The organism is Nocardia sp. NPDC003963, from assembly GCF_053605105.1.
Genome location: NZ_JBSGIP010000004.1, coordinates 172,888 through 198,517, shown reverse-complemented (window position 1 = coordinate 198,517; position 25,630 = coordinate 172,888). Strand labels below are relative to the sequence as shown.

The window sequence follows — 25,630 nt, the reverse complement described above, 5'->3', positions numbered from 1 at the left end:
GTCACCGCGCGCCGCGCTGCCTCCGATCGCCGAGCCGGCCGCGCCGACGAGCCTCGGATTCGTGCGGTACCTGCGGGTTCGACGCCACCGAAAGCGTCCCCGCCAACCGCTGCCGGACCGGCCGTCCGGCGACTCCCACCCAACGAGACCACGCACCTGCTGTGCTGTGCGTCACTTTAGCCTGTGCCGACGTGGCGAAGGCTACCTCCGTTTCACGAAGGCTCCCTGGAGGAATTCCATGACGACACTCCCAGATCCTGTGGCCCCGGTCGATCCGGCCCCGCTACCCGGGCGCTTCACCAGAAAGCGTTCCGTGGGCACGATCATCACCATTCTGGTGCTGGTGGAGATCATCAGCGCATTCGAATCGTCGATGGTCTTCGCCGCGATTCCGACCCTCATCCGGGATTTCGACAGCGACGCCGGCACGGTCGGCTGGACAGTTACCGCGTTCCTTCTGGTGGCGGCCGCCGCGGCGGCAGTGTGCGGGCGGATCGGCGATATGTACGGCCGCGAGCGGGTGCTCGTCGTGATCCTCGCCGCCACCGTCGCCGGTTCCCTGATCAGCGCGCTGGGCGACAGTATCGGCACCATCATCCTCGGCCGCGCCGTCCAGGGCGTGGCCGGCGCCATTCTCCCCCTGTGCGTCGGGCTGGCTCGTGAACATCTGCCGAAGGCCAGGATTCCGGTTGCCGTGGCGGTCATCTCCGGAACGGCGATAGCCGCGGGTGCGGCGGCGGCCTATATCGCCGGCCTGATGATCGACTACGCCAGCTGGCATATGATCTTCGTCGTCGCGGCGGTGTACGCAGCGTGCATGCTCGCACTGGTGCTGTTCGTCCTGCCCTGGCGCCCACCCACCGGGACGACGCAGAAGATCGACTACGTGGGCACTCTCGTCTTCGCTCCGGCCATCGCGGCGATTCTGCTGGGTATCAACAAGGGCAGCTCCTGGGGCTGGACCGACGGCAGAATCCTGGGCCTGGTGCTCGGCGGTGTGGTCGCCCTGCTGCTGTGGGTGCGCTGGGAACTCCGGGTGGAGGATCCGATCGTCAATGTCCGGATACTCGCCGATCGCCATCTCGCGCTGACGATGCTGGCCACCGTGACACTGGCCGCGGGTCCCTTCGGTATCGGCAACATGATCAACGCGCTGATCCTGCAATCTCCGCAGGACGGGCCGTTCGGTATCGGTATGTCCCCCTCCGATGCCGGTCTGCTGACCTTCGCCGGCGCGATGTTCGGTTTCGCCTTCACACCGCTGAGCGGCCGGCTCACCCGCACCGTGGGATCCCGGATCTCGCTGCTGATCGGCGGACTGATCTATACGGTGGGCTGCGTTCTCACCTATGTATCCCACCATTCGATGGCCGGGATGTTCGTTGTGCTGGTGTGTGTCTCGGTCGGCGCCTCGTTCGCCTACACCGCGCTGCAGAACCTCATCGTCGAAACCGTGGCGGTGGAGAACACCAGTGAAGTCGCCGGGCTGAATGCCGTGGTCCGCACCGGCGGTCAGGGTATCGGCACCTCGATCGCCGGTGCGGTACTGGCGGCGACCGCTGTCGCCGGGGTCAACACCGCGGCCGGTCTCGACGCGGTCGTGACGATCATGCTCGTCGGCACGGTTCTCACCGTCACCCTCGCGCTGCTGATCCGGCGCGGCACCGCCTACACCAGCTCCACCGCGGCATAACCGTGGTGTGAGGATCCGGGCTTTCCGCCCGCGGCCGCGCACACCGGGTCACCGACGCGCGGCTCCGGCGGAAAGCCGAATCCGCAGTGACCTTTCCGCCTCGCCGGTGGGAAGGTCACTGCGGATTCCGGGAGATCAGCCGAGGCCGAACGGCAGACCCCAGACGGTGACGATCTGCTTGGCGTGCGCGGTCTCCACCTCCACTTCGGTGAACGCCCGGGCCTGGGCGTAGCCGGCGCAGCCGGAAAGACCGATGGTGCTGTTACGCCAGGTGACACTGCCGCGGGTACCGGTGGTACGGCTGAACGGACGATGCGATTCGGATCCGAAGGCATCGGGTCCTTCGAGGTCGAGGAGATAGAACTTCGCCGCTCGACCGGGCCCGAGACTCAGGTTGCCGCCGAGGCTCGCGCCGGCCGAGGGGCTCTGCCCGGCCCAGTCGGAGCTGTAGTTCGCACCGCTGTTGGCACCACCGCCGGCGATATTCACCTGGCAGCCCACGACATAGCCGGGTTCGATCCGCACCGAGCGGGCCGGTGCCGACAGTTCGACCTCGGCGGTGGCGGAGACCCAGGCGTTGCGGTGTAGTGGCGTGGCGCCCATGGACGGGCTGATCGTGGCCGATTCGCCGACGATGCGGATCCTGACTTCGGTACCGTCACCGAGAGTTTCGGTGACGGCACCACCCGGCAGCGGAACGAACGTATCGGCACCGGCGATACCGGCGTGCATCAACCCGAAGGTGGCGCAGGCGACGAATGCGGTGCGGGCGAGTTTCTTGTGATCGATCATTTCGGAATACCTCTCCGGATGCGATTTCCGGTTCGACGGGGATGGGGCGGCCGGTCGTTCCGGTTCAGCCGATGCTGAACGGAGCTCCGTACAGGGTGGTTTTCGAATAGTGATCGCCGATGATCTCGATCACCGTGTAGGACCGGGCCTGGGCATAGCCACCGCAGCCCTGGATCTCGATTTCGAAGTCCCGGTAACCGAGGGTGTAGACACCCGGCCGAAGGATGTCCTTGAACCCGATCTGCACGAATTCGACCTCCCCCGGGCCGAGTTGGACACCGACGGAACCGCTCACCCCGCCGCCGTTGGTGCTGAGATTGCCGGCCAGCCCCGCGGTGACCGCGCGGTCACCGATGCTGACCTGGCAGCCGACCAGATAGCCGGTATTCACCTGCGAGGCGGCGTGGGTCGACGAATTGTTGGTACCGGGCCAGTCCGCGGGAGTGGAGTAGGGGCCGGGACGTTCGACGGTGGGCGTATCGGTGACATCGGCGGTGACGGTGCCCGATACCCACACCACCCGGCCGGCACCGTTGGCGGCCATCGAGGGAGATACGACAGCGTGTTCGCCGGTGCGGGTGACGGTCGCCCCGGGCGCGGCCTCCCGGCCGTCCGGTAGCGGGACGAAGGTATCGGCGTGAGCGGCCCCGGTGATCACCAGGCCGGCGACCACCGTGCATACCGCGCCGATTCCGCCGCGGCGTAAACCGTTGCGCAGAAATGAAGTCGGCGTACGGTCCGGAGCAGTTGTCGTCATGGATGACCCTCATCTCGATCGAAGCGGTACTACTTGCGTCGGGCGACGCCGTTCCGGCGGGTCGGCGCCGGCCGAACGGTGGCCGGCTACTCGGTATGCGCCGTCGGTGCCAGCCACTCGTCTTGTTCCAGGGGAGGCACAGCTCGAACTCGCCGAAGCCGCGGACTCGAGTGGTGTGAAATGCCGGACGCCGGCCGGACCGGTCGTTTGTGCCCGCCGTCACAGGGTGGGCGTAGTCTGCGTCACATTCCCACCGCATCTCACTCACCGAGAGCAGGGACGGTGCACCGGCGGGCGGCGCCTCACCGCCGGATCGAACGGTGGCGGTGGGCAGAGGTAGGTGCGACCGCGTCGCGCGCCCCGTATTCGTCGTCCGCCGCCGCGCTGTGGTCCCGGCCATCGGGACCGCGGCGCCGGAACACGGTGCGGGGCGGCGAATATGAGCCGATCGATCCCTGATGCCGTCTATTACAGGAGCGCTGTGAAACTGCAGAACAAGGCCGCGATCGTCACCGGCGGAGCCGCCGGGATCGGCCGCGCGATCACCACCGTGTTCGTCCGGGAGGGGGCGAATGTCCTGTTCGCCGATATCGACCGCGAACGCGGTGCCGCGCTGGAGGCGGAACTCGGTGCGCGGTCCCGGTTCCTGCCCATCGATATCTCGCAGCCGACCGCCGCGGACACGATCCGCGATGCCGCGCTCTCCGCTTTCGGTGCGGTCGACATCCTGGTCAACAATGCGCACGCGTCCCGTCAAGCGCTGTTGGTGGACACAACAGCCGAAATGTTCGACCTGTCGTTCGGCACCGGCTTCTTCCCCACCGTGCATCTCATGCAGGCCTGCTACGAAGAGTTGAAGAAGTCGAGCGGTGTGGTCGTCAACTTCGCCTCCGGATCGGGGCTCGACGGGATGCCGCGGCAGACCTCGTACGCGGCGGCCAAAGAAGCGATCCGCGGTATCAGCCGGGTCGCGGCCAACGAATGGGCACCCGACGGCATCCGGGTGAATGTGGTCTGCCCGTTCGCCGCGACCGAAGGGGTACGCGCCTGGGCGGCAGAGCATCCCGATCAGGCCGCCGCGGCCGTATCGAAGGTGCCGCTGGCGCGAATCGGGGACCCCGAGGCCGATATCGCCCCGATCGTCGTATTCCTGGCATCCGACGAGTCGCGGTACATGACCGGGCAGACCGTGATGGCCGACGGGGGCATGATCCAGCTGCGCTGACCGGGGGATCCCGGCGGTCGCGGCGCGGCGACCGGGATCAGACGAGGTTGTCCTCCACCGGCAGGCCCAGCACACCCCGGCCGTACAGGGCGAGCGCGCGTTCGGGCTCGTTGGCGACGTGCGCACTACCGGCGTGCGCGTCCCGCCAGGCCCGCTCGATCGGGTTCCCGCGGTTCAGTGAGTTGCCCCCGGCCGTCTTGAACAGCAGATCGATCGCTTCCAGGCTGCGTTCACCGGCGCGCACCTGATCGCGGCGCGACCGCAGGCGCATCCACGTCGGTAGCTCCGCACCCGACCGGGCCAGATCCCATAGATTGCGGAGGTTGCGTTCCAGCTGGAGTGTGGCCGCGTCGACCTCGGACGCGGCCCGGGCAACGGCCACCTGGGCGAACGGGTCTTCGGCGAAACGACCACCACCGAGGCTGAGCCGCACACGTTCCCGCAGCTCGCCCAGATACGATTCGTAACAGCCGGCGACGATACCCACGATCGGGACCGTGACGGCATAGGTGAAGATCGTGGCGAACGGCAACCGGTAGAGCGGACCGGTATTGACCTTCTGTCCCGGTCCGCGGAGCTGAGCGGTTTCGTAGTTGCGCACCACCCGGTGCTCCGGGACGAACGCCCGGTCCACCGTGATCCCGTTGCTCGCCGTACCGCGCATCCCCACCACGTCCCAGCCGTTCTGAACGCTGTAGTCCGCCGCCGGGACCAGCGCGGTCATGAAGTCGACCGGCCGGCCCTCGGCCCCGAAGAGCAGTCCACCGAGCAGGGCCCACGAAGGGCGGTCGCAACCCGTCGAGAATTTCCAGTGACCGGTGAGCTCGTACCCGCCGTCCACCGGCACCAGCTGCCCCATCGGCGCATACGCCGAGGACACCAGCACCGATCCGCCGGCACCCCAGACCTCGTCCTGGGCACGCTGGTCGAACAGCGCGAGATGCCACAGATGCGCGCCCAGCACCGCGGTCAGCCAACCGGTGGAACCGCATACGCCCGAGACTTCGCGCACGATCCGGTAGAACTCGACCGGATCCCCCTCGCCGCCGCCGTATCGTCCGGGCTGCAGCATCGCCAGCACACCCGTACTCCGCAGTTCCTCGATGGTCCGGCGGGGGACGTGCCCCGATTCGTCGACCTGCTGCGCCCGCGCGGCGAACACCGGTAACAGCTCGCGCACTGCGTACAGGACATGGTCGGTCATCGGGGAACTCCTGAGGATTCGGCCGGGCGCGGCGATCGTATGCGGAGGTGTTCTCGGGGACACCCGGCCCGGTCTCGTCCAGTGGGATCCGGCACGTTCGCCGGACGGCCGGACCACTCCCCCGGAAGGGGACGGACGACGCATGCGCGATCGGCGATCCGCCGGCTCGGGCCGGTGCCGATTCGCCCGGCGGTCACGGTGTGGTCGTCGGCCGGTTTCCGGGGCCGGAGCAGCGGCGGGCCCGTCGATCGACGACAGGGTGGCAGGTCCGCGAGCGGGTCACCGCCCACCCTGTCGCCTGCTCAGAGCCACTGCCCGGATTGAACCGCCAGCAAGCGGTCGAGCGCCTCGGCGGACCAGGTGGTCTCCGGTTGCGGCGCGGCCCGACGCCCACGGCGTGGTGTATCGGATTCGGGGTACAGGGTCCGCGATACCTCGCGGGCCGCACGGGCGACCAGTGGGGCGACCCGCTCCAGCTGCATGGTGCGGGCGTCACCGCACAGCGAGATACCGGCCACCGGGCCGTCGATCCCGCGGACCGCGGCACCGACGCACGAGACACCACGCACCGACTCACCGCGTTCGAACGCCAGGCCGCTGCGCTGACGGATGCGATCGAGTTCCTGATGCAGCGTCACCAGATCGGCGATAGTGCGTTCGGTGCACCGGTTCAGCCGGCGCCGATAGAGCGCGTCGACATTCTCCGGGTCCATCCATGCCAGCATCGCTTTGCCACCCGCGGTGGAGTAGGCCGGACCACGGCCACCCACCCGGGACGGGAGAGCGGCGGCGAACCGGCCGCCGACCTTGTCCAGGCAGACGGTCTCACCACCGTCGAGCACCGAGAGATGGACCACCATCGCGGTGCGCATATGCAGCTCGTGCAACACCGGCGCGGCGGCGGCGCGGATCTGGGCGTGGCCGCCGTCGCCGCCCCCGAGTCCCAGTGCCCGCCGGCCCAACCGGTATCCGAACGAGGTGTGTTCGACCCAGTTCAGCCGGACGAGTTGATCGAGGATCCGGTGCACGGTCGAGCGGGGCAGCAGGGTGCGGGATACGACTTCCTCGAGGGACAGGCGCGCCGGTGGGCCGTCGAACGCGTCGAGGATCAGCGTCATCCGTTCCACCATCGACGGCGGCAGATCACGCCGCGGATTCTGTATCGGAGACACCGATTTCGTATCGACGATCGCCATCGAGCCTCCAACCCACCTGGCCGCTGCTTTGAGCAGGCCAAAAACTGAAATGAATTCTAATTATAACAGTGACCCCGGTCACCGAAAAGATCCCCGCGGACGCGCGCACCGCGGCCCGCAACGCCGTGCGCCGACAACCGACGACTCCGGCGGAACCTTAGGGCACCCGAGCTGTATGCGGTAGACGCCGACCGCTCACCTAGGGTTGGCCGATGGCTGATCGTTCGGTAGATGCGGGGCAGCGCGGCGAAAGCGCGTCGCCGCCGACCGCGCGCGTTATCGACATCATGGATTTCCTGGTGCGCCACCAGGGTGCGCAGCCGGGGTTGTCCGAGGTGGCGCGGCGCTGCGCGATCAGCAAACCCACCTGCCTGGCGATCCTCACCGAACTCACCGTCCGCGGCTATCTCCGGTGCGACCCCGATACGAAGACCTACCGGCTGGGCCCGGCAATGGTTACGGCGGGCCGGGCGGCGCAACGCGATTTCGCGCTGGATCCGGTGGTATCCGAGCAACTGGAGTCGCTCAGCCGCCGGTTCGACGCCATGTGCGTCGCCTCGAGCCGCGTGGGCGACGAATTCATGGTGCTCGAGGTCGCGGCCCCACCGGGGACGCGGCCCCGCGTCAGCGTGGGACAGATCGTTCCGGTCGCCCTGCCCACCGCCCTGATGTACCTGCTGTGGCAATCCGACGAAGCCCTCGAACAGCAGATGCGAGCGGAACATACGTGGACGACCGGGGTCGATCTCGGCGATCTGCGGCGGATGGCGGTCGAATGCCGCACTGTCGGATATCTCGTCGAGCGTTTGTCGCCCACGCTCGAACGGGTCTACCGGATACTGGGGAGCGCCACCGCCCCCGACCTCTCACCCGAGCTGCGCGGCCTGATCACCGAACTGATCGCGGGCATGGGGCAACGACGCGTACTGCTGCACGACGAGTTGCGGGAGAGCGGCCCGGATTCGACCCATCGCGTCGGGGTCATCGCGGCACCGACCTTCGACCGGGCGGGTGACCAAGCGTTACTGCTGGCCGTCAATGTGCAGACCGACCTCACGGTGGCCGAGATAGCCGAACGCGGATCCGCCCTGAAAGCCGCGGCGGACACCATCACGACCGAACTCGGCGGCCGCAACCCGCACCGGTAGGCCGCACCGCCGCGACCCCACGGTTCGGCGAATCGTTGTCCAACAGCTCACCGGGCCGATCTCGCGGTCGGCCGAGTCGAGTTCCCTCACGCGGTCATCGCGCCCCCGGCACAGGAACCGGCGACCGTGGGCGGAATCCCGTCGCCGACCGGGTTGTCCGCCGGGTAACCGGCAATCGGGGGTTGACCCGTGCGCTCGACCGGATGTACCGTGACCGCCGACACAATCTACCGGGTCGGTCGAATATTCGACCAACAGCCCCGGCGCCGGAAAGTGTGGTTGTACGTTGGACAGTTCCGCTGATCGCAGTGATCTCGCCGGAGGCACGCACTTCCGGTCGGCGGCTGTCCGGATCACCGGCCACGCCACCGATTCGGCGCCACACCCCACCCGGTACGGACAGGTCCGAATCCGCCGAGCACCGATCGGTGCTCCCGGGCGACGACACGACCACCGCCGAGCACGGCCCACGGCCCGGCGCTCAGCTCATCGGGAATTCCGGTTCCGGAGGACAATCATGCTCATTCACCGCTCGGCACGTCGCCTGTACACAGCGGCCGTCGTAGTCGCCAGCGCGGTCCTGATCACCGTCGCCGGTGGCGCGGTCGGCGTCGCCCCGGCCGCCCCCCTGATTCCCGGCGGAAAGCTCCTCGGCGCTCAGCCACTGACCACCGTCGCGGCGTTACCGAGCGCCGCGCGAACAGATCTGATCACCTACACCTCCGACGACGCGCACGGGCGGCCGATCGTCGTATCCGGCACCGTCGCCGTACCCCGGTCGGCTCCGCCCGCCACGGGATGGCCGGTGATCAGCTGGGCCCACGGAACAACGGGGTATGCCGATCCCTGCGCACCCTCACGGGACACCGAAACCGGCTTGGCCCACGACTATCTCGGCCCGGTGACCCAGGTCCTCGACACCTGGATCCAGCGCGGATATGCCGTTGTCCAGACCGACTACCAGGGCCTGGGCACCCCCGGCGGACATCCGTACATCAACGGTATCGGCGAAGCGAACACCGTCACCGATATCGTGCAAGCGGCTCGTTCGCTGAACGATTCGATCGGTACGGACTGGGTCGCCGCCGGACACAGCCAGGGCGGCCAGGCCGCGTTGTTCACCGCCCAGTACGCGGCGGCCCGGCAGCCGGAGCTGTCGCTGAAAGGTGCCGTCGCCATCGCGCCGGGCGGTATCGGCCTGAGCGAAATGGTCGAATTCGTCGACAGCGGCCGGCCCGGCGCCGAGGCCGCCGCGGCCTTCCTGCCGCTCATCGTGCTGGGTGCGCAGGTCGTCCGGCCGGAGATCGATCCCGGCAAACTGTTCACACCGGCCGCCCGGCCGATGCTGCAGGCGGCCCGGACCGGTTGTGTGGCGCAGATCCGTGAAGTTCCGCCGGTACCGGCCACCGAGATCTTCGAACCCGATGCCGACTTCGGCGCCCTGACGCAGTATCTGGAAGAACAGGACCCGTCCGTCACCGTGCCCGAGGTGCCGGTGATGATCGCCCAGGGCACCGCGGACACGCTGGTCACCGGACCGAGTACGGACGCACTGGTCGACACACTGTGTGGCAGGGGTGCGACGGTCGACTACCGGATCTACGACGGCCAGGACCACCGGGCGACCGTCCCCGGCTCACTGGAAGACGCACAGCGATTCGTGGCCGCCGCACTCTCGGGCGAACCCACCACCGATACCTGCGCGGCCCGATGATCGGAGCGATCGCCGTTTCCCTCGACCGGGAATCGGCGGAGCAGGGGTGAAGTAGGTTCGCGCACAGCAATATCCGCATTCGGCAAACCGGCCGCACCGAGGTGCGGCCGGTTTGCCGTTCACCGAGCCCCACCGCCACCGCCGCGAGGCAGGTGCGGGCGAATACGTTCCCCGGAAGGACCTCATCCGGTCCGGATACCCATCCCGCGGACCCTGGGCAGACCGGTCCCGGCTGCGGTCCTCGAGAATCCGCACCGGTCGGTCGCGCTCGCCGAGAACGACCTCCCGCGAGGCGATGACACCCACGGCGGCAACCGTTCCGGCGCACCGCGACCGCGCTCGCCGAACGTGCCGCTCGGCGGGCATGTTGTCTCGAATCAGCAACGGGGCGTCTCGATTCTGTGATGTATCACTATGGAAGACGTCCGGCCCCGTAACCTGAGCGCCTGGACCCGGTATCACAGGGGACGTTTCGGAGGATAGAAGCCGTATCTCTGCGGGTGCCGGATATTTCCGTCGCACCCAGGGATGTGTGCCATGAGATGTTTCCGTGCCGGCATTCTCGCGATGCTCACCATGGCATTGCTCACCGGGCAGGCCGCCGCCCAGCCACCCGCGCCGCCCGGCCTACCGATCGCCGGACTGCCCGCGCTGTCACTGCCCGCGCCCGGCGCGATCCTCCCCGGTATCCAGCAGTGGATAGACCAGGTGATTCCGCCCCCGCCGATCGTGGCACCGGCCCGGCCGGTGCCGCTGGAGGAAACCGAGGCGATGGCACCGGGACTGGCCGCGCTGCGCCAGGCGGTACTGCCCGCGCCGGTCGGCGACCCGATATTCGATCACTGGCCGTCGAACCTCGCCGATTTCGCGCCGGGTGCGGTGCTCGAGGTCCGCGATATCACCGCTTCGGCCGCGCCGCTGATCGTGGTACCGATCCAGCAGGCGTTGCTGTTCAAATACCGGACCACCGACGCACACGATCGCCCGTCGTTCGCCACGGCCACCCTGGTGATTCCGGTGACCCCGGCTCCGGTGCCCGGCGCCCGGCCGGTGCTGGTGAACAACCTCCCCATCGACGCACTCGGCCGGCACTGCACACCGAGCTACACGCTGGCGCACGGTCTCTCATCGGGCACCGCGCTCACCGATTTCGTACCGCCGACCACTCATCTGGCCGCACTGCGCGGCTACGCCGTACTCATACCGGATCACGAGGGTCCGCTGATGGCCTATGCCGAACCCTATGTCGCGGGCCATGCGGTCCTGGACGCGGTACGCGCGGTACGCGGCTGGCGGGCGGACGAATTCGGCGCGAGCAGATTCGCCATGGCCGGCTACTCCGGCGGCGCCATCGCCACCCACGGCGCGGTGAAGCTGATCGAGAGTTACGCACCCGATCTCGCACCGGTACTGGCCGGTGCGGCCCTCGGCGGAGTGCCCGCCGACTTCGAGATCCTCGCCCGCAGTATGAACGGCAATCTGGCGTCGGGCGTGTTCATGGCAGCCGTCTTCGGGATCGCGCGCGAACGGCCCGAGATCCTGGCCCGGATGAACCATCTCGCCCAGTGGGTGACCACCTCGCCGATGAAAGACCAGTGTGTGAGCGTTTTCGCCCTGCCCGGCGCACTGCTGTTGCCGATCGATATCGCCGCGAATATCGCCGACCCGCTGCGCTCGACACTGGCCCGCGATATATACGAGGTGACCCGGATGGCAGGGCTCGCGTCGGCGGCGCCGCTCTATATCTACAACGGCGAACAGGAGTTCTGGATCCCGGCCGAGGGTGCGCGCAACCTCTATCGCGAGCAGTGCGCGCTCGGCGTCACCGCGGTGTATCGCAGCGTGCCCGGCGAGCACGTCATCGCGGCGGGCCTGGGCTATCCCGAGGCGATGATCTGGCTGGACGAGCGCCTGCGCGGCATCCCGGCGCACAGTGAGTGCTGATCGTTGCGGCGATTTCGCCGACCCGGCCGGGGCAGTTCTTCGCTCGGCGCCGGAAGGCGCGGGGAGATCTGTCTTCGAACGGTGATCAGAAGCTCCCGTGCGGCTTTCCCGCGGCCGGTACCGTCCACGGGGCCGATACCTATGACTGCACAGCGGAGGACTCGACGCGGACATCGCCGGGCGATATGTGGGAATCGGCGAAATTGTTCGTAGAGCAGCGCTGTTCTGCGAACGGGATCGGCGCACCCGGCGCCGGAGAGTGATCGGGTTCGGCGAGTATCTGTTCCCCGGTCGGAGCCTCGTCTCCGACCGTGCACTACATCTCGGTATGTCAGGGGCGGCATTCGCCCGAAGCCGCTCGATGATCCACGGCGAACCCTCCGGCGGGGTGGGGCCCCGCCACAGTATCTATTCCGAGGAATTCGCGAGCGATCCGCACCGTGCCTACGCCGCCGTACGGGACAGCCACGGCGCGCTGGTCCCCATCGAACCGGCGCCGCGTACCGGCCACCCTGGTGATCGGCTACAGCGCCGCTCTCCGAATTCTGAACGATCCCGCCCGGTTTCCCGCGGATCCACGCAATTGGCAGGACGGCATCCCGGCCGATCCGCCGGTACGGCCGACGATGGAGTGGAACCCGACAGTGCTGCGCAGCAGTGGTGAACTGCAGCAGCGCTTTCGGCGGGCACATGGGTACACCTTTCCGCCCGCGCCGCCGCTGAACCCGCGCCGATCGGGGATCCCCGGAAGCGTCACGACTTCGTCGCCACGTTGCTCGTGAAATAAGCTCACAGGAACGCGGAAATGGAGAATCTATGCCCTCGACAGGTGACCCGACGACGGTCCGGGATACGCCGGAGTACCGACAGATCCAGAACGACGAACAGTTCCGGGCCTGGCTGCAGATGCAACAGGAAGCCGTCGAGACCGAGTTCGTCGAGAACGATGTCCCCGAACTCGGCGGCCACCTCTGGACCCGCGAGGGTCTGGTGACAGTGGAGCACGAAATGCTCCGCCGCTATCCGGACTTCGACGAGATGGTCGCCGAGGAGAACCTCGAAATCGGTGTGCGATTCATCTACTTCGTCGGTGAGACCTTTCGCCGGGCGCTGGAGGGAATCTGGGCGCTGCTGCCACCGAACCCACCCGATCGCCCGGAACCCCTGTGCGTCGTCGACTCCCCGATGTGGACGGCATTCCACGATCCCACGAATATGAGCGAGCTGGCCTTGACCCGGCGTACCGGGCAGGAGATCTCCTGGATCTTCGACCGCACGGTGAAACGTCACCGGAAATGGGTAGCGGCCGGTCGGCCCACCCGCGGTAGTTAGCGGCACGAGCGAGCGCCGCTGTTGTCGATCGACGGGTCGCTCAGCGGCCGCTGCTCGCCCGGGCCAGAACCGTGGCGAGCAGTTCGAAGTCGATATCGCTCCCCTCGACGATATCGGCGGTCTTGCGGTCGCCGTTGCCCATCGACCTGAGTACCCCGGGGACCGCCTCGATCGCGGCGGCGTCGAACACCATGAAGGACACTTTGCTCTTCGCCACATGGATCACCGCGGCGTGCCGACCGTTCTTCGAGAAGTGGGGTTTCCCGTACTGGATCTGCTCGTCGACGGTGGGAATCGTCGTGTGGATCATGGCACGCAATCGCCGGCAGACATCGATCTGCCACGGCAGCAACCCGTCGATGTAGCGGGTGACTTCGTCGTTCATGGTGTCCTCCTCGGCAGCGGGGCCGAATGACGGCCTGCGAAAATGGTCACATATTTGATAGTTAGATGTCAAACTATCAGATGTCGAATACCGTGGAGCCATGAGTGAGAGCACCCCCGAACCCGACTCCGTCGACGCCGTCGTAGCAGCGTGGGCACGCGAACGCCCGGACCTCGACCTGACCGCGATCGGGATCGTCGGCCGCCTCGGCCGGGCCGCCCTGCTGCTGCGCCCGGCACAGGAACGGATTTTCGCCGAATTCGGACTCCAGCCGGGCGAATTCGATGTTCTGGCGACGCTGCGGCGGACGGGCGAGCCCTACACCCTCATCCCCTCACAACTTTCGGCCGCGCTACTGCTCACGCGGGCGGGCATGACGAACCGGGTCGACCGATTGGTCGCCTCCGGTCTCGTCGAACGCACCCTCGACCCCAACGACCGGCGCAGCTTCCACGTCCGGTTGACCGAAAAGGGCTACACCACAGTGGACGAGGCGATGACCGCCCATACCGCCAATGTCACGCGACTGCTCGCCGCGCTCCCCGAAACCGGGCAGGCCGCCCTCGAAGACCTCCTGCGCACCCTGCTGCACACGCTGGAGACCCCGGCCGATCAAGCGTCCGAGTAACGGCTGTCCGCCCGGCACCGGTGCGCACACCACCATCCGCCGATCGGAATCGCACCGGCCGGCGAGTTCTCGACAGCGGCCGGTCCAGCGACTCAGCATTCGCGCGGTGCCGGTTCACCGCGCAGACGGGCATCGATCCAGCCCCCGAGTTCGGGATAGCCGGTGACATAACCGATCAGATGCTCGCCACCCACCACCCGGAAGACAGCGGCCACCCCGCGACCACACTGCTGCCGAAACATCTGCTGTGCGTCGTCGAGCGGAATCCACGGATCGTGTAAGCCGTGGTAGATGTACAGCGGTACTGCCGACGTTCGTCCGGTGAGGTCCAAGCGCTCGAACATCCGCGCGGCGAACGGAGTATCGAGCGCGTTCGCGGTATTCGCCGCGACATCGATCGGGATACCGACCACACCGAGGGGCCCGGAGGCATCACCGCAGATATCCCGCAGTGGCGAAGTCGCCACCCACTGCCCGAGATGATTCATGTATCGCAGGATCTCGGGGTGTTCGCGGGCGACCGCCAGCGCCACCGTCAACAGGATCCCGGAGGAGATATTGCCGTTGAACTGGTGGGCCACGCTCGCGTTGTCGGTGACCAGGCCCCCGGCCGCCGCGCCTGTCAGCACACCCGCCAGTTCCGGCGCGTACTCGTCGAGCAGCATGGCCGCCGCATAGGCGGCGATGGCACCACCGGAGTAGCCGACGGCCACGTATCGGCCGGCGCCGAATTCCGCGGGCGCGTACCCGCGGACGGCACGGATCGCATCGAGCATCACATGGGCGGCGACAGTGGGTTCGGCGTAGGCCATCAGCGGACCTTCGTGGTCCGGCATGAGGACCGCGTGTCCCTTGCTCAGCGCCCACCAGACCGACGGCAGGAAGACCGGGAAATCGGTGTTGGGCCGATCCAGGAGATCGTGCGACAACTGGAATCCGGGAGTGCAATGCGATCCGAGCGAATTGATCGGCATCGCGTTCACTTCCACCGGCCGGGAGCCGGGCCCGGTCCACGGCGTCGCCGGAACGATCAGGGTCGCGGTTCCGAACGACGGACCGCCCGACGCGGAGGTGGACCGGAACTTCAGCAACGTCGCGCGTGAGATGGGCGTCGCCATTCTCGCGGCAGTCGTCGTGGTGACATCCCGCGTTTCGATGATCCGACCGGGTGACAGTGTTTCGAGACCGGCGGGCCAGGCGTCGAAGATCGGATCGTCGGTTCCCGAGGGCAGCACCCCGCGCCACAGGGATACTTCGGGATCACCCGCCGCGAGTTGCGTGGGAGCGGGGATCGTTTCGTCGATCCATTCCTGTATCGGTGCCGGATCCGGCACCTCCGGCACCGCGGCACCGTCCGGCGGATCCGCGTACGCAGTGGCCGCCGACCCGAACGACGACGCACAACCGACGAACACAGTCACCACGACTGCCAGAAGCGACTTCACGACCTCAACCCTCGATTCGAAGAAGTTCCCTCAGTATCGGCAGCGCTCTCCTCGATCGTCCGTCGACCGACGAGGTTGATGGGCACTCACAGCGGATCGTCTCTACCACTGTGGTTTTCGCCATGGTGCGGGTCGCCGGGAGACCATCTGCCCGCAATGAATGGCGATTTCCACAGTCGGGCAGCACATCTCGAACCTGTTCACCTCATAGGACCGGCCGGCGCCGCGCACCGTGCCCGGATGGTCGCGCGCGGGCGGGCGGCCTCGTTTGTGGCGAATGAACACGGCAGCGCGCGACCGTGGTGAGAAATCAGAACCTGACGCCGCGGCGACCGGACAACCGGCCGGAACACCTACGGTTGGATCAACCGATCAGCTTGCATCCCAACGTATTCCGCCGAGACCGGAAGGCGGACACGCGGCGGCTCTCTGTGTGTCTTCGCCGGCCTCGACCCGAAGGCGCATTCACCGATCTCGAGAGGTAGCTCTATGAATTGGATCCGTGCGCGAACAGGTCTCGTACGGGCGCTGACGGGTGTGGTCACGGCGTGCTGCCTGCTCCTTGCCGGACAGCCGGCGGCGGTCGCCGAGGAGGTGCCGGATCCCGCTGCCCCGTCCGGCTTCCAGCGCCGTATCGACGATGCTCTCGCCCCGCCACCGTTACCTGACGCGCCGTCACCACCCATCGTCGATCTGCCGCCGCCGCTGGCCGCCCTGTGGCACGCGGTGCAGTCCCCGCCGACGGGCGACCCGATCTTCGACGCGTGGCCCGCCGCGGCAGCCCGGATGAGCGCCGGCGCGGTGATCGAACAGCGTGACATCACCGCGGTCGCCGCGCCGCGGATCGCCGCGCCGGTCGGCCGGGCCGTACTCGTGAAGTTCCGATCGACCGCCGCGGCGGGGGCGCCTTCGTTCGGTACGGCGACCCTGGTGGTCCCGGCGGCAGCGTGGACGGGTCCCGGCAGCCGGCCGGTCCTGGTGGACAATCGGCCGATCAACTCCCTCGGCCTGCGGTGTACACCGGGTTATGCGATGGCGCACGGGGAGGTCGGCAGTAGTAGTGCCACCGACGCGTTGACGCCGACTACCGCGTCGGCGGTGGATCGTGGCTACGCGGTGCTGATTCCCGATCACGAAGGCCCGTTCATGTCGTATGCGGAACCGAACGTCGCCGCGCATATCGTCCTCGACGGCATTCGCGCCGTGCGATCGATGCCCGAATTCGGTACCAGCCGTTTCGCGCTGGCCGGGTATTCCGGGGGCGCGATCGCCTCGTACGCGGCAGCCGTGCTGCTCGACGACTACGCGCCGGAACTGACCGGTGTGGTGGTGGGCGCGGCGATGGGCGGCCTCGTCACCGACAACAGGGTCGTCGCGAACGGTTTCGACGGCAAGTTCGCCTCCGGCGTATTGCTGGCGGTGGTACTCGCCTACGCCCGCGAACATCCCGAAATCCTGGGCCGGATGAACCATCTGGCCCAATGGGTGGCGACATCGCCGGTCAACAGCGTGTGCGGTGAGGCGCTCGGCCCGCTGGGCGTGGTCGGGATACCACTCGAGGTGGCCGCGAACATTCCGCATCCGCTCGACAGCGCGATAGCCGACGAGATCTTCGCCCGCACCGATCTCAGCGACCGGACCTCGGCGGTGCCGTTGTACATCTACCACGCCGCCCACGATCTGTGGATCCCGTTCGAGGGCGCACAGCAGCTGTATCGCAGACAGTGCGCCCGCGGCGTCCCCACGGTCTTCCGCAGCGAGCCGGGTGAACACGTGATCGGCCTGGCCACCGGATTCCCCGGCGCCTTCGGCTGGCTCGAGGCACGCCTGCGCGGCGAGCCGGCCCCGGACGAGTGCGCCTAGATCGTTCGGGTCACTGCGAGGCCCGCGCCGGCAGGCGACCGATCGATCGATGTCTCCCCTGTCGGCGCGAAGTCGGACTTTCCGCGAGAGCCGGACCGCCGCGCCTCCGGCGACGTCGGTGACAAGCGGACCAGGTGGACGCAGGCACGCCGTCGAGGAGCCGGTCCACAGGGGTGGGTCGTATCGGCGGCGCGGCGAGCGGCGGCTCGATTGCCCCGGGCCGGTGGGCGTGCCAGGCTGTCGATGTGCTGTTCACCGAGGTCGCCGCCGCATCCGCCGATATCGCGTCGGCGTCGGCCCGGCGGGCCAAAGCCGACCGTCTCGCCGGGCTGCTGAGCCGCGTCGCAGCGCACGGTGACGCGCGATCGGTCGCGGTGACAGCCTCCTGGCTGTCCGGTGAACTGCCGCAACGCCAGATCGGCGTGGGCTGGGCCGCGCTGCGCACGCTGCCCCCACCGGCCACGACGGCCACGCTCACCGTCGCCGACGTCGACGCGCGGTTCACCCGGATCGGCGCGGTCGCCGGGCAGGGCGCTCGAACGCTACGCGCCGAACTGGTGCGGGATCTGTTCGAGACAGCGTCCGATACCGAGCAGATATTTCTGCGCCGCCTGCTCAGCGGTGAGTTGCGCCAGGGCGCACTGGCGGGCGTGATGTCCGACGCGATAGCCAGGGCTGCCGATATACCGGCCGCCGAGGTCCGGCGCGCGGCCATGCTGGCGGGCGCTCTTCCCGCGGTCGCGGCAGCGGCTCTCACCGGGGGCCGGCCGGCACTGGCGGAATTCCGGCTCCGCGCGGGGCGACCGGTCGGGCCGATGCTCGCGCAGACCGCGACCGGGGTGGCCGACGCGCTGCAACGACTCGGGGGCAACGCGGTATTCGAAGCCAAGCTGGACGGTGCGCGAGTGCAGATCCACCGCGCCGGATCGGATGTCTCGGTCTATACCCGCAGTCTCGACGACATCACCGCCCGGCTCCCCGAGGTCGTCGCGGCGACACTCGCCCTGCCCGCCACCGACCTGATCGCCGATGCCGAGGCCATCGCCTTACGACCCGATGGACGGCCGCAGCGGTTCCAGGTCACTGCCGCCCGGTTCGGCCGCAGACAACCGGGCGATCTCGAACCGCTGTCGGTGTTCTTCTTCGACCTGCTCCATCTCGACGGCACAGATCTCCTCGATCTGCCCGCCCGCGACCGGCTCGCCGCGCTCGACGCACTCGTCCCCGGCGCCCAGCGGGTGGACCGGCTGGTGACCGGCGATCCCACCGCGGCACAGTGGTTCCTGGACCACACGCTGGCCGCCGGCCACGAAGGCGTGATGGCGAAGTCACCGTCGGCCCCCTACGAAGCCGGCCGGCGCGGCGCCGCCTGGCTCAAGGTCAAACCCGTGCACACCTTGGACCTGGTCGTACTCGCCGTCGAATGGGGTTCGGGCCGGCGGACCGGCACGCTGTCCAATATCCATCTCGGCGCCCGCGATCCGGCCGGCGGTGGGTTCGTGATGCTGGGTAAGACGTTCAAGGGGATGACCGACGCCGTGCTGGAATGGCAGACCCGGCGTTTCACCGAACTCGCCGACAGCCCGATCGACGGGCATGTGGTGCGGCTGCGCCCCGAACAGGTCGTCGAGATCGCCTTCGACGGGGTGCAGGGTTCGACCCGCTACCCCGGCGGTATGGCGCTGCGGTTCGCCCGCGTGGTCCGCTACCGCGACGACAAATCCCCCGCCGAGGCCGATACCGTCGATACCGTGCGCGCGCTGTACGAACAGGGCGGTTGAGAGACCCGCAACGGTAACGGTTTCGCCGGGCGGTCACCCGCCGGCCGGACCACGGCTGCGTGGTGAACTCACCGCTCGTGCCGGACGGCGGGCAGTACGGGACTCGTCCCGATCACCCACCGCACCGGCGGACGGGTGCGCTGCCGCCTTTTCCAGCGTGGCGAGCGTCTCGGCGCTCGGCGGCGTGGCCAGCTGCGCGACGAGAGTGTCGAGCAGCTGACTGATGTGGACGGCGAAGGGTGGGACGGTCGAGCCGATCATGCGCATGCGGTGGCGGTCCGCGCAGATGTGGAGGCAGGTGGCCGAGGCCTGATGGATCCGGATATCGCGCAGGGGTTGTGGCACGTGGTCGATCAACGCGCCGACGCGGGCGTAGTAGGCGCGTTCGGAGTCGCGGTGGGTGGCGGGGAGGTTGTCGAGGGGGTGGATCTCGCGCACGAGTTGTTCGAGGAACGACAGGTAATGAACCCGGCGATATCGCCGCCGCCGTCGCCTATCTCGTCTCCGACGAGGCGAAATTCATCACCGGAACCCAATGGCCGCTCGACGCCGGTTTCATGGTCCGGTGAACGACCACCGCGCGGGCCGGGCCGCGGCAACCGACCGGAGTTCCCGGGGAGGCGACCGTGGAACGCATATCGATATCCCGCTCGACCTCGACCGGGGCACCCCGAACGAACCGAGCAGTGCGTCCGCGCGCTCACCGAGCGCGCGGACGGCGAAACGGCCCGAAGCGCAGCACCTCCCGGCCTGATCGATGCCCGGGCGTGATCACAGGTACAGCACCCCGTGCCACTCGGAATCCCTCATGATCGTCTCGCCGAGACGGGGGTTGTGGCCGGTGAGCGACGCCAGCTCCGCGGGTGACGGAATATTGCCGCTGTCCACTCGGAGCCGATGGCGGTACGCCTCCAAGAGCCTCCCGTCGTCGGCCGATATCGTCCCACTGTCGATCACGGCGTCGATACGGGCTCGGACACTCCGCAGTGAATCGGCGAGAAGGTCGCGGCGGGTGTTCCACTGGTAACCCTCTTTCGCCCAGACCACTCCGCCGTCCGATTCGGTTTTCACCTCGACACGAACCACTCCGGAGCGCCGGTAGTACTCGTGCAGAGACGAAGCCAGCGCGCGGGCGAATCCCTTTCGCTGATAGTCTTTCTTCAGCCTCATATATTCGTTGGTCACCACCAGATTCCCCGCACCGTCCCGGCGGAAACTCCGCGAGAAGGAGCCCGCATGAGTACCGTCACGGTCGGTGATATCCGCGTCCAGATAGAGTTTCTCCTCGCCGAAGTCGTTGGTATCACGCCCGAAATACACTCGGCGGAGAGCATAGGGCCCGAACGGACGCTCGAGCCCTTTGACCGCCGCGGTCAGCGCACGGCTGTCCATTGCGCCCGAGTACGCCCCGTCGACCAGCACACCGAGCGGCGGCAGATCCGACAGATCGGCGATCCGTCGCCTCGATCCCGAGAACGCCGCACCGTCCACATCTCCGCCGAGCCGGCCGGACACGATTCTCCGAGCACCCCGGAGGTCACCGTCGATACTGCTGCGCGCCGCGCCGGCGACTACGCCCGAGTAACTCCGTAATTCGTGCTCGTAGCCATCCGACCATTGGCGAATACGAAAACCGAGCAGGCGCCCGTACCGCTGGAGCAACTCCCTGCTCAACTCCGCACGGCCCACCCCGGCCGGACTCGCCGTACCCACTGCCATATCAGGTGTGGAGGGAACGCGAACCCCGGACCGCCGTCGCATCGACCTCGGTCACCGGATGGTCATCGCGAGCCATCGGACCGGCCGCCGGACGGGAGCCGGAATTCCCGCCGAATACGATCCGGTAGCGACCGATGGTTGCCGAATCGGCACGATTCGTCACTGAATTCCCTTCGCAATGGCCGCCATCAACTTCTCCGGGGGCAGGTTCATGAGTTCGGTGGACACCCACATCGTGTGTAAGCCCTTCTCGTCCACACGCTCGAAGTCCATGTACGTATCACCCTTGATCGTTCCGGGATCGGTGAACCTGATTCGCCAGCCGTTGTCCAGCAACTGGCGAATGGTGTACTCCGCGGTCGGGTCACCCGGTAGGTAATCACCGTTCGGGTCCATCGCCTTGTCGAAACCACCGGGCAGGCCGGTATCCAGCGGCCCCTCGAGCGGGGTCTTCGGCTCACCCGGAGCGGTCCGGCCCTCTTCCTCGTCGCGCCGCCGGTCGGCCGACGCACCTCTATCGCTGTCTCGCTGGTCATCGCCGCCGGATCCGCCCCCCGCGGATTCGCCCCCCTCGCCCCCGCTCTGCGAAGCCACTGCGCCCACGATGAAGAAGCTCGCGGCGATACCCGCGCCGAAACCCAGTCCCGTCTTGGGGTTCGTCGCCTCGGAAACCGCGTCACCACGTGACTGCGCGACAGCGGCGCCCCGGACGGCGGCCGCGCTCCAGCCGTCGGCGCCGCCTGCTCGCGGTACGATGCCGCCGGGTCCGGCAAGGTGGCCGCTGGTGGCGGACAGCCGACCGGCGAGACCGCTGCGCATACCGGCCACCACCGCCGAGAGCCGGCTCACCCCATCTCTCAGCACCGCGGATGCGCTGCCCGGCGATCGGTCGAAATCACCCGCGGGGCCGTCCAGGGCCGTTCTTGGTACCAGGCGCACAGAATTTCATCCCAACCGACGTCTCGCGGGAATCTCGCACCTCTACGAATCGGGAGATTCCGGACAACCGCAGATTACCTTTTCTCCCGAGAAATGACCGCACGGCCGGCCTGCTTCGGTGCAAGATGCACAATGCCGTCGACCAGATATGTCACTCGGGCATATTCACGGGTCTTGTTCCGCGGACCGTCCCTTGATTCGAACCGAGCGATTACTGCGGCGTTCGTGCGTTCACGATATTCGGAAACTTGCTTTGTCCCCGGTGCACAATGTGACGAGTTGCCCGGCCGGCAGATGTTCACGGGACCTCGTGCACGAGAGGAATATTCGGGTGGTGGACACGCGGCGCCGGAAATCCCGAGCTGCCCCGACCCCGTCAGAGCGATTCGTAGACCGCGGCGACGAGATCGTGGGCGCGAGTGTCTCCGTCGAAAGCGTCACGGCGCAGGTTCGGGACGAAGCCGAAAGCGATCCGGTGTACGCGATCGGCGAATCCCACCGAGCCTCCCGCCCCGGGATGCCCGAATGCGCCGGCACGCGCCGGTTCGGGCAGCGGCATGGCCGGTGCGGGCAGCATATAGCCCAATCCGAAAGCGCTGTCCAGCAGCAGAACCTCGTCCGGACCGCGAACCTGCTCCGATACCGCCTCGTCCAGAAGATCGCCGGGCAGCAGCGTCCCGCCACCGAGGTCGCGGTAGAAACCGGCCAACGCGCGGGCGGTCGCGTACAGACCGCTGGCCGGCCAGCCGCCCGCCTGAACGGCGGGATCGGAGTAGGACGGGCGCGGGTTGGCCGAACCGCGCATGATCAACGAATCCGGATCAGCGTAGGCACGCGCGAGCCGTGCCGCGATACCGTTTCCGGTAACGGTGGTGGATGCACGCGCGGCGCCGGAACGGTCCGGGAAAGTAGTACGCGCCGGAGTGACCCGCGGTACTCCGAGGCATAGGCCGGGCCCGAACTGTTCGGCGATATAGTCCGCGACCGAACCGCCGGTGTGCCGTGCGACGAATTCCCCGGCCAGCCATCCGAAGGTCAGGGCGTGATAGCCGTGGCGAGTGCCCGGTTCCCACACCGGCCGCTGCGTGGCGAGCTGTGCGGCCATCGCCCGGGGATCGGCCGCCTCCGCGCTGGTGATCGGCCGGTCGAAGGCGGGCAGACCGGCCCGGTGGGTCAGTAGGTCCGCCAGTGTGGTGGCTTCTTTGCCCTCGACGCCGAACTCCGGCCACCACCGCGTCACCGGCTGGTCGACGCCGATACCGGTCGCGGCACTCACCCGCAGCGCCGCGGTCGCGGTGAGCCCTTTGGTGCACGAGAAAGTGATACAGGGGGTGTCGTGTTCCCACGCCCGCCCGGTCCGGCGATCCGCGATCCCGCCCCACAGATCCACCACCGCACGGCCGTCGACGAAGACTGCCACCGCGGCCCCGAGATCGCGGCCCGTCGCCAGATTCGCCGCGAAGACCTCGCGAACCGCGCCGAAGGCCGGATCGATGTGCCCTTCCACTGTCACTCGAGAATTAGAACACGTTCCCGTTCCGATGAGCGCTGTTCGCTCCGGGCGATATCACCGGACGCACCGCTCCCGGTGGTGCTGCGCACGGCTCTCGAACCGGTGATCCGCAGACGTCCACGCCCGGTTCGGCACCCGCAGAGATAGGGATACCCGCTCTCCCTCGAAGCCTCCCGCTGCTGTCTCGCGGGCGGATTCAGTCCATCTTCGCCAGCACCGTCCGCACGACCTGCCGCATGACTTCGGTCGTCTGCTCCCGACCGCTGTGGTACTCGGTGAAAACCTTCACCTCGACCTCGAAATAGAACCGGCCGTGGCGGCAGGCCAGATGGTCGTCGGCTGTCGTCTGCGACGATATCCGCCACGTGTAGCAGGCCTCGGGCCCCCAGCTGTTACCGATATCGGTGGCGATTTCCCTTCTTTCCGTGGTGCCGGCGCGATCGTCGGCGTAGAAGCGCGTGATCAGGGCCGGATCGGCGATACCCAGCATGGTCACCCCGATATCGGCCGATATCGTGGGCAGTTCGAAATACATGTCGCACCCGGCGGCCGGCACCTGATTGTCGACCGGAATCCCGAGCCCGATGATGGTCAGGGCGGTCGGGTAGCGCCGGATCTCGCCGGCCTCGGGCAGGATGGCCCGGATCTCACGGTCATCGATGAGCGTACAGCCGTCGGGCCATTGCTTTCCGGGAAGTATGGTCCCCGGCTCCGGATACGCACCGAGATTCCCGGTCCCCGGCGCCGCCACGCCGACCACGACATCGCGGTCGCCCTGATGGCCGGCGTCCGCCGTTACGGCGGGTGCGGAGCCCGATGATCCCACGACCTCCGAAACCATGGCGTAGCCGACCGTACAGAGCAGGACCGCTCCCACTGCCATCCAGAAATACTGCTGCCGCCTGTCACGGGGCGATCGACCGCCACCGGGGGCGTTGCTGACAGGCGACACCGGCCCCGGTGCGGATACCGGCACAAGTGGTGAATACTCCTGCGCCGATACGGGTTCCGGGGCAGCAGCCGGGCGCCGCGATCGCGTCACCGATACCGGCAACAGGCTGTCCAGGCCGCCGAGGGTGAGCCCCAGTACCTCCGACTGCAGCAGATCCAGCAGATCAGCGCGAGCCAGACCGGCATTCAGCGCTTGTGCCGCCGCGGAGGACTCGTCGGCGACCAGGCCCAGCGCGACCACACCTACTGGGATCGGCGACAACTCGTAACGCACAGCGAGCTCGTGGGCGACTTCCAGTGCGGTGGCGCACGAGTCGTTCAGTGGCACAGATTCCCAGGCCGCGGAACCACCGAGTGCCGGATCCGCGACAGGTGTCCGGGCGATGCGATCGGGATCGCCGGTCCGCAGCGTGATCCGCGACCAGTCCCCGGTGGTATCGGTGCGCATCAACTCCACCAGCAGATCGCGGGTGCCCACCGGATGCGGAGCGGCCCGGCGGCCCGCGGCGCGTAGCGCCGTGACGACCTTCGAAGACAGTGGCACACCGTGCAGAACCCCGGTCATGGGCGATCGACCTCTCCTGGACCGGCCCGAGAGAATCCCGCCTCGGACGACGACAGAGGATAACCCGAAGGACGATCCGGCCGGACCACGCGGCGCGGGCGAACCCGAACACCGGCGGCCGCCGAGCGTTGGGATGCCGCCGTCGGATCTAGGCCGAGTCGTCGAGAACCGTGGCATCGACGCGAACCCTGCCGGCGGATCCGAATCCGCCCGGATCTGCATTCGGACCCAACCTTTCGGCGCCGGAGATGGTCTTTACCGGAGGCAGGACCGCACCGCGACGTCCACATGTCCACGCGACTCCTCCACCGTTCCCGGCAGGCCACATATCGCGCGGGTCACCGGCCGACCGCGAGCGGTAGCACGAACTCCGCTGTGCCACAGGGGAATACAAGAAGACGCAAACAGGAGAATACGATGAAACTGCGCAAACTCGCCGCGACGGTGCTGCTGGTACTGGGTGCGGCAGGCCTCTCCGGCCTGGCCGCCCCCGCTCAGGCCGCCACCGGATTCGACCGATGCCCGGACGGGCATTTCTGCCTTTTCAGCGCCGCGGACGGGGGCGGGCGGATCGCGTACTTCCGCCTCGGTTCCACCGATCTGCGCCTCCAGGATATCGACGGACAGGCCTATTCGATCTGGGACCGGACCGGCCGATACTGGCACGGGTTCACCGAGTACAACTATTCCGGCGGCGTGATCTTCCGGTCGGGGCCCGGTCAACGGACCAACTTCCCCGCGGAGGTCGCCACCCAGGTGCATTCGGTGAAGCCGGCCTGATCCGCGTACCACCGAGCCGGTTCGCCGCCGGAAGCCACCACCCCACCGGCGACCAC

General features: G+C 67.9%; 21 protein-coding genes and 1 pseudogene. 11 read left to right on the top strand and 11 right to left on the bottom strand.

Annotated features, from left to right (window positions below; genetic code table 11):
- Positions 1-238 precede the first annotated feature (238 nt).
- Entirely contained in the window at positions 239-1,693 is a 1,455-nt protein-coding gene (locus tag ACWEWT_RS12955) for an MFS transporter (RefSeq protein ID WP_452558628.1), read from the top strand.
- A gap of 135 nt (positions 1,694-1,828) precedes the next feature.
- Here the strand turns inward: ACWEWT_RS12955 and ACWEWT_RS12950 are convergent, their stop codons facing one another.
- Together ACWEWT_RS12950 and ACWEWT_RS12945 are read right to left on the bottom strand one after the other, a co-directional pair.
- The gene (locus ACWEWT_RS12950) at positions 1,829-2,485 is read right to left on the bottom strand and encodes an MspA family porin (protein WP_452558626.1); all 657 of its coding nucleotides are present in this window, start codon (positions 2,483-2,485) and stop codon (positions 1,829-1,831) included.
- A gap of 64 nt (positions 2,486-2,549) precedes the next feature.
- A complete protein-coding gene (locus ACWEWT_RS12945) occupies positions 2,550-3,242 on the bottom strand; it encodes an MspA family porin (RefSeq protein ID WP_452558625.1) in 693 nt (230 codons plus the stop codon).
- Positions 3,243-3,681: 439 nt separating this feature from the next.
- Here ACWEWT_RS12945 and ACWEWT_RS12940 point away from each other — a divergent pair, with 439 nt between their 5' ends.
- Positions 3,682-4,467, top strand: coding sequence for an SDR family NAD(P)-dependent oxidoreductase (locus tag ACWEWT_RS12940; protein ID WP_452558624.1), 786 nt, complete (start codon positions 3,682-3,684; stop codon positions 4,465-4,467).
- Positions 4,468-4,504: 37 nt separating this feature from the next.
- Here ACWEWT_RS12940 and hsaA read toward each other — a convergent pair whose 3' ends face one another.
- Together hsaA and ACWEWT_RS12930 are read right to left on the bottom strand one after the other, a co-directional pair.
- Positions 4,505-5,671, bottom strand: coding sequence for a 3-hydroxy-9,10-secoandrosta-1,3,5(10)-triene-9,17-dione monooxygenase oxygenase subunit (gene hsaA, locus ACWEWT_RS12935; RefSeq protein ID WP_452558623.1), 1,167 nt, complete (start codon positions 5,669-5,671; stop codon positions 4,505-4,507).
- A gap of 302 nt (positions 5,672-5,973) precedes the next feature.
- Entirely contained in the window at positions 5,974-6,867 is an 894-nt protein-coding gene (locus tag ACWEWT_RS12930; protein WP_452558622.1) for an IclR family transcriptional regulator, read from the bottom strand.
- Between the two features lie 212 nt (positions 6,868-7,079).
- Between ACWEWT_RS12930 and ACWEWT_RS12925 the strand changes: the two genes are divergently transcribed.
- From ACWEWT_RS12925 to ACWEWT_RS12910, 4 genes are all read left to right on the top strand, one after another.
- On the top strand, positions 7,080-8,015 hold the full coding sequence (locus ACWEWT_RS12925; RefSeq protein WP_452558621.1) for a helix-turn-helix domain-containing protein: 936 nt from the start codon (positions 7,080-7,082) through the stop codon (positions 8,013-8,015).
- 517 nt (positions 8,016-8,532) lie between these two features.
- Positions 8,533-9,729: a lipase family protein gene (locus ACWEWT_RS12920; RefSeq protein ID WP_452558619.1), complete on the top strand. Its 1,197-nt coding sequence runs from the start codon at positions 8,533-8,535 to the stop codon at positions 9,727-9,729.
- A 537-nt stretch (positions 9,730-10,266) separates the two neighbouring features.
- Positions 10,267-11,673 (top strand): lipase family protein, encoded by a 1,407-nt coding sequence (locus tag ACWEWT_RS12915; RefSeq protein WP_452558618.1) that lies wholly within the window; start codon positions 10,267-10,269, stop codon positions 11,671-11,673.
- Positions 11,674-12,489: 816 nt separating this feature from the next.
- Positions 12,490-13,005: a hypothetical protein gene (locus ACWEWT_RS12910; protein WP_452558616.1), complete on the top strand. Its 516-nt coding sequence runs from the start codon at positions 12,490-12,492 to the stop codon at positions 13,003-13,005.
- Between the two features lie 40 nt (positions 13,006-13,045).
- On the opposite strand, the gene ACWEWT_RS12905 is transcribed toward ACWEWT_RS12910, so the two are convergent.
- Positions 13,046-13,390, bottom strand: a complete 345-nt coding sequence (locus tag ACWEWT_RS12905) for a DUF1801 domain-containing protein (protein WP_452558614.1) — start codon at positions 13,388-13,390, stop codon at positions 13,046-13,048.
- A 100-nt stretch (positions 13,391-13,490) separates the two neighbouring features.
- Between ACWEWT_RS12905 and ACWEWT_RS12900 the strand changes: the two genes are divergently transcribed.
- Complete coding sequence (locus ACWEWT_RS12900) at positions 13,491-14,018, top strand: MarR family winged helix-turn-helix transcriptional regulator (RefSeq protein ID WP_452558612.1); 528 nt, start codon at positions 13,491-13,493, stop codon at positions 14,016-14,018.
- A gap of 92 nt (positions 14,019-14,110) precedes the next feature.
- Here the strand turns inward: ACWEWT_RS12900 and ACWEWT_RS12895 are convergent, their stop codons facing one another.
- Complete coding sequence (locus ACWEWT_RS12895) at positions 14,111-15,463, bottom strand: lipase family protein (RefSeq protein WP_452558610.1); 1,353 nt, start codon at positions 15,461-15,463, stop codon at positions 14,111-14,113.
- A 489-nt stretch (positions 15,464-15,952) separates the two neighbouring features.
- Between ACWEWT_RS12895 and ACWEWT_RS12890 the strand changes: the two genes are divergently transcribed.
- Both ACWEWT_RS12890 and ACWEWT_RS12885 read left to right on the top strand, forming a co-directional pair.
- Positions 15,953-17,326 carry a lipase family protein gene (locus tag ACWEWT_RS12890; RefSeq protein WP_452558608.1) on the top strand — a complete coding sequence of 458 codons (1,374 nt, stop codon included), beginning with the start codon at positions 15,953-15,955 and terminating at the stop codon, positions 17,324-17,326.
- Positions 17,327-17,571: 245 nt separating this feature from the next.
- The gene (locus ACWEWT_RS12885; protein WP_452558832.1) at positions 17,572-19,107 is read left to right on the top strand and encodes an ATP-dependent DNA ligase; all 1,536 of its coding nucleotides are present in this window, start codon (positions 17,572-17,574) and stop codon (positions 19,105-19,107) included.
- 33 nt (positions 19,108-19,140) lie between these two features.
- Here the strand turns inward: ACWEWT_RS12885 and ACWEWT_RS12880 are convergent, their stop codons facing one another.
- On the bottom strand, positions 19,141-19,545 hold the full coding sequence (locus ACWEWT_RS12880; protein WP_452558840.1) for a hypothetical protein: 405 nt from the start codon (positions 19,543-19,545) through the stop codon (positions 19,141-19,143).
- Positions 19,546-19,574: 29 nt separating this feature from the next.
- Between ACWEWT_RS12880 and ACWEWT_RS12875 the strand changes: the two are divergent.
- Positions 19,575-19,676 (top strand): annotated as a pseudogene (locus ACWEWT_RS12875) (SDR family oxidoreductase); the annotation flags it as partial.
- Positions 19,677-19,878: 202 nt separating this feature from the next.
- Here the strand turns inward: ACWEWT_RS12875 and ACWEWT_RS12870 are convergent.
- The 4 genes from ACWEWT_RS12870 to ACWEWT_RS12855 all read right to left on the bottom strand — a co-directional run bounded on the left by ACWEWT_RS12870 (position 19,879) and on the right by ACWEWT_RS12855 (position 24,794).
- Positions 19,879-20,826 carry a hypothetical protein gene (locus ACWEWT_RS12870; RefSeq protein ID WP_452558606.1) on the bottom strand — a complete coding sequence of 316 codons (948 nt, stop codon included), beginning with the start codon at positions 20,824-20,826 and terminating at the stop codon, positions 19,879-19,881.
- Between the two features lie 159 nt (positions 20,827-20,985).
- Positions 20,986-21,675 carry a hypothetical protein gene (locus tag ACWEWT_RS12865; protein ID WP_452558604.1) on the bottom strand — a complete coding sequence of 230 codons (690 nt, stop codon included), beginning with the start codon at positions 21,673-21,675 and terminating at the stop codon, positions 20,986-20,988.
- Positions 21,676-22,141: 466 nt separating this feature from the next.
- A complete protein-coding gene (locus tag ACWEWT_RS12860) occupies positions 22,142-23,278 on the bottom strand; it encodes a serine hydrolase domain-containing protein (protein WP_452558602.1) in 1,137 nt (378 codons plus the stop codon).
- 196 nt (positions 23,279-23,474) lie between these two features.
- Positions 23,475-24,794 (bottom strand): hypothetical protein, encoded by a 1,320-nt coding sequence (locus ACWEWT_RS12855; protein WP_452558601.1) that lies wholly within the window; start codon positions 24,792-24,794, stop codon positions 23,475-23,477.
- Positions 24,795-25,211: 417 nt separating this feature from the next.
- Between ACWEWT_RS12855 and ACWEWT_RS12850 the strand changes: the two genes are divergently transcribed.
- A complete protein-coding gene (locus tag ACWEWT_RS12850; protein ID WP_452558599.1) occupies positions 25,212-25,574 on the top strand; it encodes a peptidase inhibitor family I36 protein in 363 nt (120 codons plus the stop codon).
- Positions 25,575-25,630: the final 56 nt, after the last annotated feature.